10 protein-coding genes are annotated in these 17,392 nt (G+C 70.1%); 4 read left to right on the top strand and 6 right to left on the bottom strand.

The genetic code is table 11. The features are described 5' to 3' along the window. Positions 1 to 125 precede the first annotated feature (125 nt). Together ABZ707_RS09710 and ABZ707_RS09705 are read left to right on the top strand one after the other, a co-directional pair. Entirely contained in the window at positions 126 to 2,273 is a 2,148-nt protein-coding gene (locus ABZ707_RS09710; protein ID WP_360170561.1) for a LamG domain-containing protein, read from the top strand. A gap of 220 nt (positions 2,274 to 2,493) precedes the next feature. Continuing rightward, positions 2,494 to 3,609, top strand: a complete 1,116-nt coding sequence (locus ABZ707_RS09705) for an ADP-ribosylglycohydrolase family protein (RefSeq protein WP_360170558.1) — start codon at positions 2,494 to 2,496, stop codon at positions 3,607 to 3,609. 115 nt (positions 3,610 to 3,724) lie between these two features. On the opposite strand, the gene ABZ707_RS09700 is transcribed toward ABZ707_RS09705, so the two are convergent. From ABZ707_RS09700 to ABZ707_RS09685, 4 genes are all read right to left on the bottom strand, one after another. Then, positions 3,725 to 5,317: a sodium:solute symporter family protein gene (locus ABZ707_RS09700; RefSeq protein WP_360170555.1), complete on the bottom strand. Its 1,593-nt coding sequence runs from the start codon at positions 5,315 to 5,317 to the stop codon at positions 3,725 to 3,727. A 476-nt stretch (positions 5,318 to 5,793) separates the two neighbouring features. Beyond that, the gene (locus ABZ707_RS09695; RefSeq protein WP_360170552.1) at positions 5,794 to 6,003 is read right to left on the bottom strand and encodes a DUF397 domain-containing protein; all 210 of its coding nucleotides are present in this window, start codon (positions 6,001 to 6,003) and stop codon (positions 5,794 to 5,796) included. A gap of 284 nt (positions 6,004 to 6,287) precedes the next feature. Next, positions 6,288 to 7,145, bottom strand: coding sequence for a helix-turn-helix transcriptional regulator (locus ABZ707_RS09690; RefSeq protein WP_360170549.1), 858 nt, complete (start codon positions 7,143 to 7,145; stop codon positions 6,288 to 6,290). A 419-nt stretch (positions 7,146 to 7,564) separates the two neighbouring features. Continuing rightward, the gene (locus tag ABZ707_RS09685; protein ID WP_360170546.1) at positions 7,565 to 8,305 is read right to left on the bottom strand and encodes a GPP34 family phosphoprotein; all 741 of its coding nucleotides are present in this window, start codon (positions 8,303 to 8,305) and stop codon (positions 7,565 to 7,567) included. Between the two features lie 171 nt (positions 8,306 to 8,476). Here ABZ707_RS09685 and ABZ707_RS09680 point away from each other — a divergent pair, with 171 nt between their 5' ends. Together ABZ707_RS09680 and ABZ707_RS09675 are read left to right on the top strand one after the other, a co-directional pair. Beyond that, positions 8,477 to 11,047, top strand: coding sequence for a D-alanyl-D-alanine carboxypeptidase (locus tag ABZ707_RS09680; protein ID WP_360170543.1), 2,571 nt, complete (start codon positions 8,477 to 8,479; stop codon positions 11,045 to 11,047). A 444-nt stretch (positions 11,048 to 11,491) separates the two neighbouring features. Then, positions 11,492 to 13,180 carry an MFS transporter gene (locus tag ABZ707_RS09675; protein WP_360171318.1) on the top strand — a complete coding sequence of 563 codons (1,689 nt, stop codon included), beginning with the start codon at positions 11,492 to 11,494 and terminating at the stop codon, positions 13,178 to 13,180. Between the two features lie 54 nt (positions 13,181 to 13,234). On the opposite strand, the gene ABZ707_RS09670 is transcribed toward ABZ707_RS09675, so the two are convergent. Together ABZ707_RS09670 and ABZ707_RS09665 are read right to left on the bottom strand one after the other, a co-directional pair. Beyond that, a complete protein-coding gene (locus ABZ707_RS09670) occupies positions 13,235 to 14,062 on the bottom strand; it encodes a MerR family transcriptional regulator (protein ID WP_360170540.1) in 828 nt (275 codons plus the stop codon). 107 nt (positions 14,063 to 14,169) lie between these two features. Beyond that, the gene (locus tag ABZ707_RS09665) at positions 14,170 to 17,316 is read right to left on the bottom strand and encodes a tetratricopeptide repeat protein (protein WP_360170537.1); all 3,147 of its coding nucleotides are present in this window, start codon (positions 17,314 to 17,316) and stop codon (positions 14,170 to 14,172) included. Between the last annotated feature and the right edge of the window lie 76 nt (positions 17,317 to 17,392).

Below are 17,392 nucleotides of genomic sequence, written 5' to 3'. Positions count from 1 at the left end.
GCCGAGAACGGGGCGGGCGGGGGGCCGTGGCCGGCGCCGGAAAACAAGTGGGTCGGTGTCAGTGGCCGTTGTTAGTCTCCGTCGGCGCCCGGCGAGATCGTCGGGCGCCAATGGGGAGGGAAGCCATGGCCATCCGTACCACCCGCAGACGCCGAAGACTTCTCACGGCGGGATCATTCGTCGTGGCCGCGCTGCTTGGTGTCCAGGGGACGGCGTTCGCTGTCGACAACCTGCCGCCTGATCAGCCGGTGGCGGCCGATCTGCACACCGACAGCAGGGCGTGCGCGACCGGCGACGACCGGGCCTATGTGGCGCAGGCACCGAGGCTGAGTGCGGTGCTGCGTGACACGGAAGCAGACAACACGCCTCAGTCCGACCTGGTGAAGCCGGAGTTCGAGGCGTGGTGGCAGGACAGCGGCGGTACGGAGCGACGGCTGACGTACAACGAGTCCATTGCCCTGCCGCCCGGGACTCCGGTCTACTGGCGCCTCCCCTCGGAGATCCCGCCGAACACCGTGGTCTCCTGGCGGGTCCGGGCGAACGACGGCCGCGCGACATCACCCTGGAGTGACGAAGGCTCCGGCACGGTCTGCGAGTTCGTGATCGACGACCAGGCCCCCGAGAAGCCGGTGATCTCCTCACCCGAATACCCGGAGCCCGGACCGGGCGAGGTCCAGTGGACTGACGGGGTCGGCGTCTACGGCCACTTCACCTTCGCCTCGCCCTCCAACGACGTGGTGGAGTACCGATACGACTTCCTCGGCGGCGGCGCGGGCACCGTCAGGCCCGACCGGATCGGCGGCCCGGCGGCCGTCAGTTACCTTCCGCAGGAGGCCAGGCCCGAGCGGGTCGTCGTCCGCGCGTTCGACCGTGCGGGGCGCAGCACGGAGAGTACCTACTACTTCTATGTGAAGGCGGGGCGCGCCCCGGGCGCGCAGTGGAAGCTGTCGGACACGGCGGGCTCGACGACGGCCGCGCCCCAGGCCGGTCCTGCCGCGCGGGCGGGCAGCGGGGTCACCTTCGGCGCGTCCGGTCCGGCGGGTACGGATCTGACGTCCGTGGCCCGGCTGGACGGCACGAGCAATGGCTTCCTGACCCCCGGCACGTCCGTCGTCGACACCAGGAAGACATTCGCCGTCGGCGGCTGGGTGCGACCCGACGGCGCGGACCGGGACATGACGATCGTCAGCCAGGACGCCGGGACAGAGCCCGGATTCACCCTTGGCTCGCGGACGCGGGGCGGCGAGCCTGTCTGGTCCTTCGCCTTTGGCGGCGCCCAGGTGTCCGGCGGTCACCCGACAACGGGGGAGTGGGCTCACGTCCTGGGTCTGTACGACGCGGAAACGGGGCAGACGCGGCTCTACGTCAACGGCCAGGAGTCCGGGACCGAGCAGCGGGCGACCGCCGTCGAAAGCGCCGGGGACTTCCAGATCGGCCGGGCGCGCGGCAAGGCCGGGTACCGCGACCGCTGGCAGGGCGAGATCGGGGACGTACGGATCTACGACCGGGTCGTGGTGGCCAAGGAAGCGGCGGAGCTGGCGCACCGCGAGCCCGAGCTGCGCGGCCACTGGTCGCTGGAGGCCGCCGAAGACGGCGCCAGCCCGGAGCTGTACGACGGTGCCCCGCTCAAGCTCGGCGCGGGAGCCAAGATCCACCGTGGGCCCGACTACTCCGTCTGCATCCCGGAGATCGATCCGGACTGTCCCCAGGTGCCGTACGCGCTCGTCGGCGACGGCGATCTGGAGCTGGACGGGCAGACCGGATACGCCGCCACCGACGAGCCGGTGGTCGACACCAGGGACAGCTTCACCATCGGGGTGGTCGTCAGGCTGGCGGACAGCGAGCCCGAGGGTCCGATGACCGTGCTCTCCCAGGGCGGCGCCCACGGCGACGCGTTCAAACTGCGTTACTTCCCCTCGACGTACACCTGGCAGCTCGTCGTGTCGGACGGCGACCGGGAGGAAGCCACGGAGACGATCGTCGGGGAGAACACCCTGCCGGACGAGGCGCAGCGGCTCGTCGTCGTCTATGACGACGAGACCGACCAGATCAAGCTCTGGGTGAACGGTTACAACCACCCCGACGCGACCGCGACATTCCGGCACTCCTGGCAGAGCACCGGCGGTCTTCAGATCGGACGGGGCCACACCGGCAACGGATGGGGCGAGTACCTGCACGGATCCGTGGACGAGGTGCACGCCTTCGCCGGAGTGCTCGACACGACCAGCATCAATCAGCTCGGCGGCGGCATCGAACCCTGCCTGTGCGGATGAGTTGAGAACAGGGGTCTGTCTCATTCACGTCCTGTCCCGCCGGACGGGACAGGACGTGTGAAACGCGACTCCGCGAGGACGGCCGTTCACCCCGCGCGCCACGCGCCGGGTGAACGGCTTTCGCCGTCCTCGGGCCTGATCCGCGCAGACCCCGAACGTGGCGTTCCCCTTCAATTACAGTGCTGCGAAGCCGGTGGGAGCCCAGGAGAGGGAGTGACGCGTGAGCACACCGTCCGGGGCCGTCTGGGGCCGTGCCGAACAGCAGGACTTCCGCAGCCGGGTACGGGGCTGCCTGCTCGGCGGGGCCATGGGGGACGCGCTCGGCGCGGGGGTCGCCTCGCTCACACTCGACGAGATCCGGGCCGTCCACGGTCCCGGCGCGCTCGCCGACTTCGTGCCCGTCTTCGGCCGCCGGGGCGCCGTCACCGCCGCCACCCAGCTCACCATGTTCACCGTCGACGGACTGATACGCGCCCAGGTCCGCAGGGACACCGGGGCCTGGCACCCGCCCACCGATGTGCACCGGGCCCATCTGCGCTGGGCGGCCACCCAGCGCGACTGGGGGCCGGATCTGCGCCGCAAGGACAACGGCTGGCTCGCCCAGGAGGAGTGGCTGTACGCACGGCGCGACCCCGCCCGCTCCTGTCTCAACGGACTCGGCGACGAGATCATGGGCACGCTCGAAAGGCCCAAGAACCCGGCCGCGCGTGACGCGGGCGCGCTGGTGCGGTCCGCGCCGTTCGGGCTGCTCGTCGGCTGGGAGCCGCAGCTCGTCTGCCGGCTCGCCGTGGAGTGCGCCACCCAGACCCACGGCCATCCGGCCGCCTATCTCTCGGCGGGCGCCTTCGCCGTGCTGGTGCACGCGCTGGCCCGTGGCGAGACCCTGGACGCGGCCGTCCAGCGGGCCCTCGCCCTGCTCGCGCCGTATCCGGGGCACCAGCCCGTCACCGACGCTCTCCAGGGCGCGCTCGGCGCCGTACGCCAGGGGATCCCGGGCCCCGCGCGGATCGCCGCCCTCGGTGACGGCCGTGCCGCCGAGGAGGTCCTCGCCGTCGCCGTCTACTGCGCGCTCGTCGCCGAGGACATCCGGCACGGCCTGCGCCTCGCCGTGAACCACGACGGCGCCTCGGGCGCTGCCGGCGCGCTCTGCGGGGCCCTGCTCGGCGCCCTGCACGGCGAGACCGCTCTGCCGCCCGCCTGGCTGGCCGAACTGGAGGGCCGGCCGACGCTGCTCGAACTCGCCGACGACTTCGCGATGGAGATGACCCAGGGGCCGGCCCTGCACACCCCGGCGATCGGCGCGTCCGGCTGGCTGACCCGCTATCCGCGCGGCTGACGATCCGCGCGTACGGCCGCGTACCCGAACGGCGCCTACCCGTACGGCCGCCCACCCGTACGGACACCGCGGGGCCCGGCTCGCCGCCCGAGCCGGACCCCGCGCGCGGAGGCGGTCAGCCGTCCGAGCCCTTCCGGTCCCGCACCGGGGTGTCGCTCGGCCCCGCGGGCGACGGTACGGCGGCGGAGGCCGCGGCCAGACCGGAACCGTCGCCGTCCCCCTCGCCGTTGATACGCGCCAGCAGCACATCGCGGCCCGGAGTGTCCTCCGGCTTCAGGAAGCCGATCACGATGTACAGCACCAGCGAGACGGCGAGCGGCAGCGAGACCTGGTACTCCAGCGGCACACCGCCCTCGACGTTCCAGTCGATCGGGTAGTTGAGCAGCCAGAAGGCCAGCAGCCCCATCGCCCAGCTCACCAGTGCCGCCGTCGGCCCCGACTTACGGAAGGGCTTGAGCAGGCCGAGCATGAACGGAATGGCGATCGGGCCCATCAGACCGGCCACCCACTTGATGACGACGGTGATGATGTCCTTGAACGTGGGCGAGTTGACCTGGGTGGCGATCGCCATCGACAGCGCCAGGAACGCGATCGTGGAGAGCCGCGCCGCGAGCAGCCCCGCCCGCTCCGACCAGCCGCGCGCCGCCTTCGACAGCGTGGGCGCGATGTCCCGGGTGAAGACCGCCGCGATCGCGTTGGCGTCGGAGGAACACATCGCCATGGTGTGCGAGAAGAAGCCGACGATGACCAGGCCCAGCAGACCGTGCGGCAGGAGCTGCTCGGTCATCAGGGCGTACGAGTCGGAGGCGTCCGACTTCTGCGCCTCGACGAGCAGCGGCGCGCACCACATCGGGAAGAACAGGACCAGCGGCCAGACCAGCCAGAGGACGGCGGAGAGCCGCGCCGAGCGAGTGGCCTCGTGCGCGTTGGCCGTGGCCATGTAGCGCTGCGCCTGGTTCCACATGCCGCCGTTGTACTCGAAGGTCTTGATGAAGAGAAAGGCGAGCAGGAAGGTGACGGTGTACGGGCCCGCCGTCGCGTCCGTGTGACCGTCCGGGAGCTTGTCCCAGACCGTCCACAGCGCGCTGAAGCCACCGAGCTTGCCCATGACGGCGACCAGCATCGCGACACCGGCGAAGAGCTGGATGACGAACTGGCCCAGCTCGGTGAGGGCGTCGGCCCACAGACCGCCGACCGTGCAGTAGATACCGGTGATGACACCGGTGATCAGGATGCCCTGGTTGAGGGAGATCCCGGTGAAGACGGAGAGCAGGGTCGCGATGGCGGCCCACTTGGCGCCCACGTCCACGATCTTCAGCAGCAGGCCGGACCAGGCGAGGGCCTGCTGTGTCTTCACGTCGTAGCGGTTCTTCAGGTATTCGAGCGGCGACGCGACACGCAGCCGGGACCGCAGCCGGTTGAGCCGGGGGGCGAAGAGCTTCGATCCGATCCCGATGCCGATGGCGATCGGCAGCGACCAGGTCACGAACGAGGTGACTCCGTAGGTGTACGCGATGCCCGCGTACCCGGTGAACATCACCGCGCTGTAGCCGGACATGTGGTGCGAGATGCCCGACAGCCACCAGGGCATCTTGCCGCCCGCGGTGAAGAAGTCGCTGACGTTGTCCACGCGCTTGTGCGACCAGACACCGATCGCCACCATCACACCGAAGTACGCGATGAGCACGATCCAGTCGAGGCTGTTCATATGCCCCCTCCAGGGGTCCGCCTTGTGAACGTCGAAGCTCTTCGTCAGTACGTCCGATCAGCGGCATCCCCGTGCGGGAGCGGGGACTTCGGGGATTGAACCGCCTGGCGCGGCGGCCGGTCAAGGGTTTCTGGAGTCATAAATGTGAACGCAGATCAGAAAGCCGAACGATTTTACTTGTTCTTGACCTGACGGGGCGTTGTCGTGCACGCGACGGTCGCCACACGATGAGCGGGCACTTCGTCAGGCTCCGGACATGGCCCCGGCCATACAGAGACGACCGCACGGGATGCGGGTCCCGTGCGGCCTGGAAGGGGGGTTGTGGGCTGCTGAGGCGATGTCGCGGGCCGGGCGGTGGCCCTTGCCCGCCGGTGCGGCCCCGGCCGGAGCCGGGCATGGCCGAGCCCCCTCGGCCAGGACGGCGGACCGGTCGAGAGGGCTCTGTCCGTGATGCGAGCGCAGGGTGTCGGACGACCTCAGCCGAGGTCGAAGGCGCCCTTGTTCATTTCCTCGACGAAGGAATTCCACGATGCGCCGACGAAGGAGATCGAAGGCCCTTCAGGGGCCTTCGAGTCCCGGACGGCAATGGACTGGACGACGGGGGACTTGACCTCTACACATGCGCCGTTACCGCCGGAGTACGAGGACTTGGTCCATGTGTCCGTAGCGCCTTGAAGAATTGCCATGTTCGCTCCGGTTCAGCGAGTGGTGTGAATGCGCGCCAACGGCTTGCTGGCATGATCGACGCTACTCGCCTCGGTGGATGCGTGGCATAGGCGTTCACTCATCTGGATGATGCAGTCGGTAAGTGGCCGATAAGCTGGGTCAGTTGAGGTGTATGGTGCCCTCGCTCTTAACGGAAAAATGGATGTACTTGGCATTTCGGGTCAATGCGGCGAGCGACTCGGAGAGCCCCCGGCGGACAGGGCCGAAGCGATGGATTCAGCCGGGCAATCGGATTCCGAACGCCTCAGCGGGCGTAATCCTTGGCGATTTCCGCGATGAGCTGCCGGGTCTGATCCACATTCAGGGCCTGGGCGCGCAGATGTTCGTACATGACGCTGTAGCGCTGCACATCATTGGCCTTCTCCAGATAAAGGTCGCTTGTCACGCCCTCGATATAGACCACGCTGGAGTCGGCGGCGTCCGGGAATTCGAGAATGGCGTAGTGCCCGCTGATTCCGGGGTGCGCGCCCATCTCGAAAGGCAGCACCTGCACGGTCACATGGGGGAGTTGCGACTGCTCGATGAGATGTTCGAGCTGTTCCCGCATCAGTTGCCGGTCGCCGACGACCCGGCGCAACGCGGCCTCGTCGACCACGGCCCAGAGCCGGAGCGGATCCTCGGGCGCCGTCACCCGGTCCTGGCGGCGGAGCCGCACTCCGACTCGCTTGTCGACATCGGGCGTGGTGGATTCCGGCAGCGCGCCGTTGATCAGTGCCTCCGCGTACGGGCGGGTCTGGAGCAGGCCCGGTACGACCTGGGGTTCGAACACCCGCAGCGAGGCCGCGTCCGTCTCCAGGCCGATGTAGACGCTGTACGGAATGTCGCCGAAGGCGTGCCACCAGCCCTGCTGGCGGGAATCTTTGGCCATTTGCATCAGCGAGTCGACGACCCGCTGGTCCTCGACTTCGTACACCCCGCACAGGTCGCGGACATCGCGCTGGCTGATGGAACGGCGGCCGTTCTCCAGGCGGCTGATCTTCGACTGGGAGACCAGCAGGCGTTCCGCCACCTCTTCGGCCGTCATGCCCTTGAGCTCTCGGAGCCGGCGCAACTCCTGACCCAATCGGCGTCGCCTGACGGTGGGGTTGACGTTGGACGCCACGGAAACTGCACCTCCGGCTGCGTAGCTGTACGTATCTACTGCTCAGCAGACTGCCACCAATGGTCCCAACTGCGCTGGGAAATGGCCACAGAGACGAATGCGCTGATTTGCGCGCCGGTGTGTGCGCCCGGCGCCGGGGTCCGGGGGCCGGGCGGCGGCCGGACCGGAGAGCGGCCCGGCGCCCGGGGCTCGTGTCCCGGTGTCCACCGGGCGGCCGGCGGGCCCGCGAACGGCCTCGGGAGGGCGTGCGGGGGGCTCCTGGCGGGCTCTCAGGGGCCGGAAACGCGGCGCGCGGGACAGCCGATGGAGTCGGCTGCCCCGCGCGTCTGTGTGCGGCTCCCGAACCGGGTCTGGGGACGACGGTGCGGCGGATTGCTTGTTGTGCTGCGGTGCGTGCTGTGAAGCGGTTGTCCGGTCGGTCAGTGTGCCGCCACGCGGGCCATGCTTCCGCGGTTCGGCTGTGACGGCACGCCGGCCGGCCTGCCACCCGCCGGAGCGCTGGGAGCGCTCTGTGCGGGATTACGGCGCGGCGGCGCGCCCACGCCGTTCTGGACGTCCATCACGGCGTGCGCCACGAGACCGCCCATGGGGTCGTGTCTGATCAGGTCCCGGAGACGGGAGCGCGACGAGCGCCCCTCGTTGCCGGGGTAGAGATGCTTGCCGAGTCCGACCGCGTGGGCCAGTGCGGCGAGCGCCGCGGTCCGCGGGTCCGGTGGCACACCGGTGCGGATCGCACTGTCCAGCCGGGACCTGATTTCCCGGCTGATCGCCGTCTCCGTCGCCTGGTAGCGAGTCGTCGGCAGCACCCCGCACATCTGGCCCGCCACGGCATGCACCATGCCGCACCGCTCCAGATGCGAGAGATAGGTCTGGCGCAGCCCCAGGCGGGGCCCGCCAATCCAGTGGACCGCCCGAACCGGGCTGCCACGTCTGCGCAGCAGTTCCAGTGCGGAGTCCAGAGTCGGATCTCCGGTCGGCCGTGGCATCACCACGGCGATACGATCCCCGTCAGGGGCTATCCGTCCTGCCAGAGCCAGCTCCACTAGCTGTGCTCCGGCCAGGCCGAGGTCGAGCGACTGCGGCTGCGCTGTGGTACCCGTGGCCGGGTCCAGAGCGAGCAACAGAAGCTCCTCGGGAATTGTTCTGCGGCTCCTGCCCATCCATGCCTCCCCGCGTGGATGAATGACAGGGTGACCCCTCTCACATTGGTCTGTCGAGAGCGCCTGGGTGCTTTGTGTGGGAACCGTTATGTATGTCGTTCTCGTCTAACGCGAAGGTCATGGTCCCAGAGCAGGACACTGATAGATGGTTCGGACAGTGCGGTACGTCGCATGAGACACGAAGGAGACGCGGTGGCGGGCGAGTCCCCCGGCAGGTCGGAGCAGCGGAAGTCGTCGGGGGAGGCGACTCCGGGCGAAAGGGACCCGAGGCTCGCGGTATTCCGCGAACCGGCGGCCGTGGCGCAGGGGCCGACGAGGGTCGCGACTGCAAATGGCGCAGACGACTCCGGAGAGACCGAGGGGTCCGGCGGCCAAGAGGCCGGGCGTATAACGGCCCGTCCGGAGCCCTCGAAGACGGGCGCCGGGAGCGGCGACACGAAGGACGCGGACACCAAGGACACGAACAGCACGAACAGCACGGACACCAAGGACACGAAGAGCGCGGACACGGAGGACGCGGAGACGAAGAGCGCGGAGACGAAGAGCGCCGACCGGACCGGGACACCCACCGAGGAGGGGGCGTCACCGAAGCGGCCCGAGTCGAAGCCCGAGTCGAAGTCTGAACCGAAGCCCGCCGAGCCGGAGGCCACCACCGGGCCGGACGCGAAGCCGGGCAGGAAGCCGGACTCGACTCCGTCCGACGACGGCACCGACCGGACTTCGTCGCCGGAGTCGGCGGCGAAGCCGAAGCCGGAGTCGCCGTCCAAGCGGTCCGAGCCGTCCGAGCCGTCCGGGCCGGTCTCGGATGCGCCGTCGGCCTCGGCCTCGAAGCCGAAGTCCGAGCCGAAGTCGAAGTCCGCGCCGGAGCCGACGCCGAAGCCCGCGCCGGAGCCGAAGTCCGCGCCGGACTCGGACTCGGCCGAACCGGCCGCGACCGCCCCGGCTTCCGGCGCGCGACCGGATGGCCCGGAGGACCGTACCGGCGGCAAGAAGCCGTCCTGGGCCAAGCCCGCCGGTGCCGCCGCGGGGGCGCCCGACGCGAAGTCCGCCGATGGCTCCACCGCCCAGCCGGCTGCCAAGTCCACCGGCCAGGACGGCGCTCCGGAGGCGTCGAAGCCCGCCACGAAGGCCGCCACGAAGCCTTCGGCTGGAGGCCCTGACGGTGCGGAGAGCGACGGCCGCGGTGAGCCGCAGGTCGATCAGCCCACCACCGTGCTGAAGGCGCTCAAGCAGCCGCCCGTCGACCAGCCCACCACCGCGCTCAAGGTGCCCCGGCTGCCCGAGGAGAAGAAGGCCGAGCCCTCGGCCGCGCGGGACAGCACGTTCGTACCGCTGCGGCGGGACGACCGGGTCACCGGCACCCCGCCCGGGGCCTCCTCGTCCGTGGCGGCCCCCGCCGCACCCGCCTCGTCCCTCACCGAGGCCGAGCGGACCCGGCAGCAGCCGCTGCCGCCCAAGCCGCCGCTCGATCTGCTCGCCGAGCTGACGAACACGCCGCCTCCGCCGGAGACTCCGGTCCGTACGACCGTCCGGCGGGTCAAGATCTGGACGCCGCTCGTCCTGCTTCTACTGCTTGTCGTCGCCGTCGTACAGGCCCTGCGGCCGCTCCCGGCGCCCACGCTGGCGCTCTCCGCGACGCCCACGTACACCTTCGAGGGCGGCCGGCTCGACATGCCGTGGCCCACCGAGGGCCAGGGCGCCGTCGAGGTGGAAGGCGTCGGCACCATCGGCACGTACGGGGAGCAGAAGCCCGCGCCGATCGCGAGCGTCGCGAAGACCATGACCGCGTATGTGATCCTCAAGAACCATCCGATCACCGGCAAGCAGGTGGGCCCGAAGATCACGGTCGACAAGAAGGCGGGCGAGGAGGCGAAGCTCGTCGACGAGTCGCGCGTGCCGATCGAGGAGGGACAGCAGTTCACCGAGCGGCAGATGCTCCAGTTGCTGATGATCCCCTCGGGCAACAACGTGGCGCGTCTGCTGGCCCGCTGGGACGCTCCGTCGCAGGAGGAGTTCGTCGAGAAGATGAACGCCGCCGCCAAGGATCTCGGCATGACGAAGACGACGTACACGGACCCGAGCGGCCTTGAGGCCTCCACCGTGTCCACCGCCACCGACCAGCTCAAGCTGGGCAAGGCCGTCATGCAGAACGACATCTTCCGCGAGATCGTGAACACGCCCCAGATCCGGGTCCCTGGCCTCGACCTGATGATCTACAACAACAACCGGATCCTGCTGGAGCCCGGCGTGAGCGGGATCAAGACCGGCTCCTCGACTCCGGCCGGCGGCAATCTCCTCTGGACCGCCGACACCATCGTCGACGGCACGTCGCGCCGGATCATCGGCATGGTGATGAGCGCTCAGAAGGCCGCCATCCTGGACGACAAGCTCAACCTGGCGATCGACAACAGCCTCAAGCTGATCCGGACCGCCCAGAAAGGTGTCACCTCCGCCACCATCGTCAAGAAGGGCGACGTCGTCGGCTTTGTCGACGACGGGCTGGGCGGCCGGACCCCGGTCGTCACGACGAAGGACCTCAAGGCGGTCGGCTGGGCCGGTCTCCAGGTGAGGCTCCGCCTGGGCGAGGACGCTGACCAGGGGATCCCGCACTCGGCGCAGTCGGGCACCGTGGTCGGTGAGCTGACCATCGGCACCGGCACCGGCGCGGTCTCCGCTCCGGTCGCGCTCCAGAAGGACCTGGCCGAGCCCGGCCTCGGCGCGAAGCTGACCCGCGTCGGCTGACCCCCGGCCCGGAGAGGGTGTCGATCAGGCACCCTCTCCGGCGGCGGCCACGTGTTAGCGTCCCGAGACGGGCATCCGGCGGGCACCCGCCCGGCCGACTGCCCCGACGCACAACCGCCGGACGCGCGGACGGCGTCCATGGACATGTCGGAGGAGTCGGCGCGCCGGACGGACGGTGGTCGGGACGGGAAGACGTGGGGAGCCGCTGTGACTACCGCTGAGCCGAGACGCGCCGACGGTGGCGCCACCTCTACGGGACCGGTCGACGCGGTGTCGGCCGACGCGCGGAAGCAGCCCCCGGCGGGTGCGTCCCTCACCGGGCCGCGAATAGCCCGGCCGCCCGCGCCGCGCCGCGCGGAGCCCGAGCCGGAGCACCGGCCCGCCTCCGATCCCGGCCCCGGCGCCCCGCCCGCACCCCGGTTCGGCCGCCGCCTCAAGGGCCGGGTGGCGCGCCATCCGGTCGTGTTCACCACCGCGGTCGCGGCGGTGGTGCATCTGCTCTGGTTCTTCTTCTTCGCCAACAGCGGCGGAGACATCGCCGCCCAGGACGCCTGGGCGGAGTTCGTCGGCCGGCATCCCGACTCCGCGTACAACCTCGCCTGGTACGGCGGGATGCACCCCGTCTCGTACAGCGTGGTCTCGCCGTATCTGATGTCCCTCCTCGGCGTCCGTACGACGATGATGATCGCCGGGACGGTGTGCGCCGCGCTGACCGCGCTGATCCTGGTCCGGGTCCCGGCCGTCCGTAATCCTGTCGCCTGCGCCCTCGCCGGGGTCTTCGCGTTCCTCTGCAACGCCCTGTCGGGGCGCGTGACGTTCGGTCTCGGTGTGATGTTCGCGCTGGGCGCGGTGGCCGCGGTGTTCTGCTGGCCGCACCGCTGGCGTACGAAGCGCTGGGCCAAGGCGGCCGCGGCGGCGCCGCTCGCCGGTCTCGCGACGGCGGCGAGCCCGGTGGCCGGGCTGTTCCTCGGCGTGGTCGCGGCGGCGCTGTTCCTCAACAAGCGGCGCCCCGGGGCATACGCGCTCGGGCTCGCGCCGGCCGCCGTGGTGGCACTCTCGGCCTGGCTGTTCCCGTTCTCCGGCACCCAGCCGATGTCGGTGGGGACGGCCGCACTGCCCTTCCTCTACGCGGTGTTCGTGTTTCTCCTGGTGCCCGTGCGGTGGCGCACGGTCCGTACGGCGGCGGCCGTCTACGGCGGCGGGGTGCTGCTGACCTGGGTGGTCGACTCGCAGATCGGGTCGAACGTGTCCCGGTTCGCGATGATCATCGCGGGTGTGGTGCTGCTCGCGGCCCTGCCGTACACCGCGCCGCGTTCGCGTCGCTGGTACGCCCTGGTGATCGTGTTCGCCGGACTGAACTTCTGGATCGGCTACAAGAGCGTCGACGACATCGTGCGGACGGCGCCGACGGCCTCCTGGACCCGTGAGCTGGCACCGCTGGTCAACCAGTTGCAGCGGACCGGCGCCGCGAAGGGCCGGGTCGAGGTGGTACCGGCCAGCAGCCACCGCGAGGCCTCCGCGCTCGCTCCGTACGTCAACCTCGCCCGGGGCTGGAACCGGCAGGCGGACATGGAACGCAATCCGCTCTTCTACGACGACACCCTGACCGCCGACAGCTACCGCGCCTGGCTGGACCGCTGGGCCGTGCACTATGTCGTGCTGCCCAGGGGCAGGCCCGACTCCGGGGCCGGGCAGGAAGCGGAACTCGTCGGGAAGGGCCTGCCCTATCTCAAGCACCTCTGGGGCGACGCCAACTGGCAGCTCTACGCCGTCGACGACCCGAAGCCGCTGGCCGATCCGCCGGCGACGGTCGATCTGGCGGGTGCGGGCGAGCTGACGATCCACGTCAAGTCGGCCGGGCGGGTACTGATCCGCATACCGTACTCACCCTGGCTGGGGCTGGTCGACGAGGAGGGCAAGAGCGTTGTGCCGCCGCAGCAGACGGAGGCGTCCAAGGCGGACGGGGACAGCCCCAAGGTCTATACCAATCCCCATGGCTGTCTGATCAAGGCCGAGAAGGACGCGGAGGGCGACGAGTGGACCGAGCTGCTCGCGCCCCGGGCGGGTGTGTACCGGCTGGCCGCTCCGTATCAGCTCCCGCGTGGCACGGGCTGCCCGGAGGAACTGCGCTGACGAGGCGCCGGGGACCCGCCCGTACGGACGGGCCCGCGGGCCGGCACCGGAAGGTCAGCTCACCGGGAACGCGACATCGCACACCTCGTCCGACGCCGACGCCGTCTCCCAGTCGGCGAAGTAGATCTCGCGGCACGGTCCGCCGACCGTCAGCCCCTGCCGGCCGATCCACTCCTCCACCGCCTCGAAGGCCGAGATGATCTGCGGATACGCCACCTGGGCCTTGGTGATGCGGGTGTACGCCAGGCGCTGCGCGGGCTCGACGCGCAGCGCCGCCGCCCGGCCCGCCGCCGCCAGATACACCTCCGCCGCCCGCGCGTCCGCGACCGGGACACAGACCTCCGCCGGGCCGTCGCTGTCCGGCGTCACCTCGGCGTGGTACGCGACAAACGGAATCCCCGAGGGGCCCCCGCACTCCGCGGCGACCGCCACCAGGCGGTCCATGGCGGCCGGGATCCAGCGCGGCAGTTCGTCGGAGAGCAGATGTCTGCGCTCCGCCAGCACGGCCTGCTCGGGTACGTCGACGGTCTTGATCTCGTACATATGGGTTCTCCTGCCTGACAGCCGGTCACGGAGGTGGGCGGCCACCGCGCCGCGCACCGCGTGGCGCTCCTCGACGCCGGCCCAGTACGCCGCCACCTCGTCGGCGGCCTCCGGCCCGGGCAGCGCGACCACCTCGGCGATCCGGGCCAAGGGCATGTCGAGCTGCCGCAGCAGCGCGACCAGCCTGGCCCGATCCACCTGCCCCTGGTGATACCAGCGATAGCCGGTGACCGCGTCGACCCGCGCGGGCGCCAGCAGACCGAGCCGGTCGTACAGCCGCAACGCCTTGGGCGAGAGCCGCGAGCGGGCGGCGAACTCGCCGATCGTGAGCAGTTCCACGAGACCCCGTCCTCCGTCGTCGGACCACGTCCGGCCCGATGGGCGAACGGTGCGCTCTGTCCCAGGGGCAAGGTCAACCCCCACCACGTGACCGACCAGTGTGGAGGTCAGATGCCTTTCCCCCGCAGCTCGGCGAGCCGCTGCCGCACTGCCCAGGTCCGCGGGTGGTCGGCACCCAGGACGCGCTCGTGGCGGGCGAGGGCTTGCTCCAGCAGCGGAATCGCGTGGACCGGACCGCTCGCCGTGAAGTGGACGTCTGCGAGGTTGGCCCGCGCGATCAAGGTATTGGGGTGGTCGGGCCCCAGGATCCGCTCGGCGTCGGCGAAGACCTGTTCTGCCAGAGGGGCCGCCCGCTCCAGGTTGCCGGCTGAGAGATGGGCGCCGGCGAGACTGTTGCGTGAGGCAAGGACATCCGGGTGGCTGGGCCCCAGGACCCGCTCGCGATCCACCAGAACGTGTTCCAGCAGTCGGATCGCCTTCAACGGGTCGCCTGCGGCCTCGTGGGCGTCGGCGAGATTGTGACGTGCGGTCAGGCTTCTCGGGTGGTCGGGTCCAAGGACGCGCTCCGCGTCGACGACGGTCCGTGCCAGCAACGGGATCGCTCGATTCGGTCGGCCCGTCATACGGTAGGCGTCAGCGAGATTGGTACGCGAGACCAGAATGTCCGGGTGGTCGGGACTCAGAATCCGGTCACGATCGGCGAGGACCCCCTCCAGCAACGAGATCGCCCGTCCCAGGTCTCCCGTGCCCAGCAGACAGAGAGCGAGAGAGTGGCGTGAGTGGAGGGTGATCGGGTGGTCGGGGCCCAGGACGCGCTCGCTGTCGGTGGCTGCAGCCGTCAGGAGAGGGAGGGCCTCGGCCTCGTGACCCGCCGTTCGATAGGCGTCGCCGACGTGGATCCGGGACGTCAAAGTGTCCGGATGGTCAGGCCCCAGGACCCGGTGGCGATCGGTGAGGATCTGTTCGAACGCGGGCACAGCCCGCGTCAGATCTCCCGCGCTTCGGCGCGCGCTGGCGAGGTTGTGCCGCAGGTTCAGGGTGGTGGGATGGTCGGGTCCGAGGACACGCTCGCTGTCGGTCAGGATCTGCTCGTACAACGAGATCGCCTGTCCCAGGTCGCCCGCTTCCTGGTGGATACCGGCGAGGTTGTTCCTGAAAAGGAGGGTGAGCGGGTCCTCGGGACCCAGGATGCGTGCGCTTTCCGCGAGGGCCTGCTCCTGTAGTCCGGTTGCCGTGCGGAAGTCACCGGCGGCCCGGTGGGCGGAAGCGAGGTTGCCGCGCAGTGCGGGGACGTTGGGATGGTCGGGACCCCAGATGCGCACCGAAGCGGCGAGAGCGGGTGCCATCAGCTCGATGGCCTCCCGGTAATTTCCGGCCGCCAGACGGGTGGAGGCGAGATTGCTGCGCGCACCGATGGTGCGCGGATGGTCGTGGCCGTGAAGGGCAGTGCTCGCATCGACCTGGCGCTTGTAGTGATGCAGAGCACCGGCCAATTGGCCCGTCTCGGCGTCGTAGCGGCCGACGCTGTCGAGCAGCGTGAGGACGGCGTCGCTGTCGGCCTCCTCGGTGAGGGCGCGGGCGTGCGGAGCGATGTCGGCGAGGTCGAGTCTGCCCGGTGTGTACACGGGGCGCATGAGCCGAGTGGTTGCCGCGACGGCGGCCAGGTGCAGAGAGGGCCGGAGGGCGTCGGCCCCCTGCTGCAGGGTGAGGGTGCGACTGACGAGAGCGTGGACGAACCACGAGGGCGGCTGGGTGCCGTTCTGGCGGACGAGGGAGCGTCGCTGGGCTGCTTGCAGCGCTCGGCGGTTCATACGGAGCGCGGTCTTGTCGTCGGTGTTGTGAAGGGTGGCGCTGATGGCCGTCAGGAGCCGTTCCGGCAGGGGCGCGGGGGCAAGCGTGGCGGTGACGCGCAGCAGTGTCAGAGCGTTCTCGTCCAGATGCTGCAGGCTGCGGGTGAAGGTGGCGGCAATGTCCCTGGTGTGGTCGGTCGGGATGTGGGTGAACAGATCGTCCACCAGGCGCTGGAACGCGTCACCGTGCTGGGTGTCGGCGAGTTCGCCGAGGAGCTCTGCATAGGTGAGGCCCGGTTGGTCGGCGAGACAGCCCCGGATGAGGTCAATGGCCAGGGAGTGGGATCCGAGCCGGTCCGTCAGGGTGCGGGCGGCGTCCTCCTCCGCGGCGTCCGCCGGGGCGCGCGCGGAAGTGAGCAGGTGATACGCCTCGGCCGGGCGCAGGACGTCCACATCGACAGGAGCGAGAGGATAGCCGCGCCAACGGGTGGTCATCACGGTACGGCCCAGGGGGTGCGGTGCGGCCAGTTCACGTATGACAGCCGGGGCGAGCCGGCCGGGTATGTCATCGACGACCCACAGGCAGGGCTTGCCCGTCTCCTCGATGTGACGGCGGGCGGCCTCGCGGATCTGCAGCGGGTCGAGCCGGGCGGAGTCGAGACCCAGCGCGGTGGCGACCTGCTGGTAGTGCTGAGCGCGTATCTCGCCGTTCATCGCCTCGTCGGCGTCCGCACCATGGGTGGCCGCGGAGTCCGGGGAGTGGCTCGCGGCGGCGGTGAACCAGTAGATGCCGCCGGGATAGAAGGAGCCGAAGCGACGGGCGTACTGCTCGGCCAGAAGGGTCTTGCCCACACCGCCCAGGCCGATGATGACCGCCTGCCCTCCGCCGGCCTCGTCGTGGGTGGCAGGGTACTCGTACGCGTGCAGGGCGTCGTGCAGCCTCCAGAAATCATTCACCCGGCCGACGAACCGGTCGGACCCGAGATGCTCGTCAGGACGCCAGACGGGCCGGGCCGCCTCGATGGAGTCTCCCAGACAGCCGGGAGAATCAGCCGCCACCTCCTGAACGCGCCGGACCAGCCGGGACATTGAAGAGGGCTCCGCGGAGGCGGCAAAGCGGGCGTCTCGCAGCGGTACGGGCTGGATGTGCCCGGGATCCTGCTCGGGGTTGATGACGAGGATCCGCTCGCTGGGTCTCCCGAGAGCCGAAGCGGCACGGAAGGCGGTGAGCAACTCCCACTGACAGGCAGGGCGGGTCGGATAGGCGAGGGAGTAGTAGGCCAGGAACAGCCGCGCACCCGCCAGGGCGCTGCGGATGGTGGACGTGATGCCCTCGAACTCGTCGATTCCGCTCTCGTCCAGGAAAACGGTCAGTCCCGTGGCCCGAAGGGCGTTGACCAGTGGCAGCACGGCGTCGCGGTCCGCCCGTGGATAGCTGAAAAAGATGTCGTCCCTCGTGGCCACCGATCTCTGCCTCTCCGGCGATTCCGTCCGCCGCTCCAGCCGTCGAAGTGCTGTGTGACAAGGTTGTTGGGCGAGG

It is taken from the genome of Streptomyces sp. NPDC006923 (assembly GCF_040635655.1).
GTDB lineage: Bacteria > Actinomycetota > Actinomycetes > Streptomycetales > Streptomycetaceae > Streptomyces.
This window is presented reverse-complemented; position numbering and strand designations above follow the sequence as displayed.

Coding starts and splice junctions, on each gene's coding strand:
- ABZ707_RS09680 (WP_360170543.1), top strand. CDS start 8,477: ATGAGACACGAAGGAGACGCGGTGGCGGGCGAGTCCCCCGGCAGGTCG.
- ABZ707_RS09695 (WP_360170552.1), bottom strand. CDS start 6,003: ATGGCAATTCTTCAAGGCGCTACGGACACATGGACCAAGTCCTCGTAC.
- ABZ707_RS09685 (WP_360170546.1), bottom strand. CDS start 8,305: ATGGGCAGGAGCCGCAGAACAATTCCCGAGGAGCTTCTGTTGCTCGCT.
- ABZ707_RS09700 (WP_360170555.1), bottom strand. CDS start 5,317: ATGAACAGCCTCGACTGGATCGTGCTCATCGCGTACTTCGGTGTGATG.
- ABZ707_RS09710 (WP_360170561.1), top strand. CDS start 126: ATGGCCATCCGTACCACCCGCAGACGCCGAAGACTTCTCACGGCGGGA.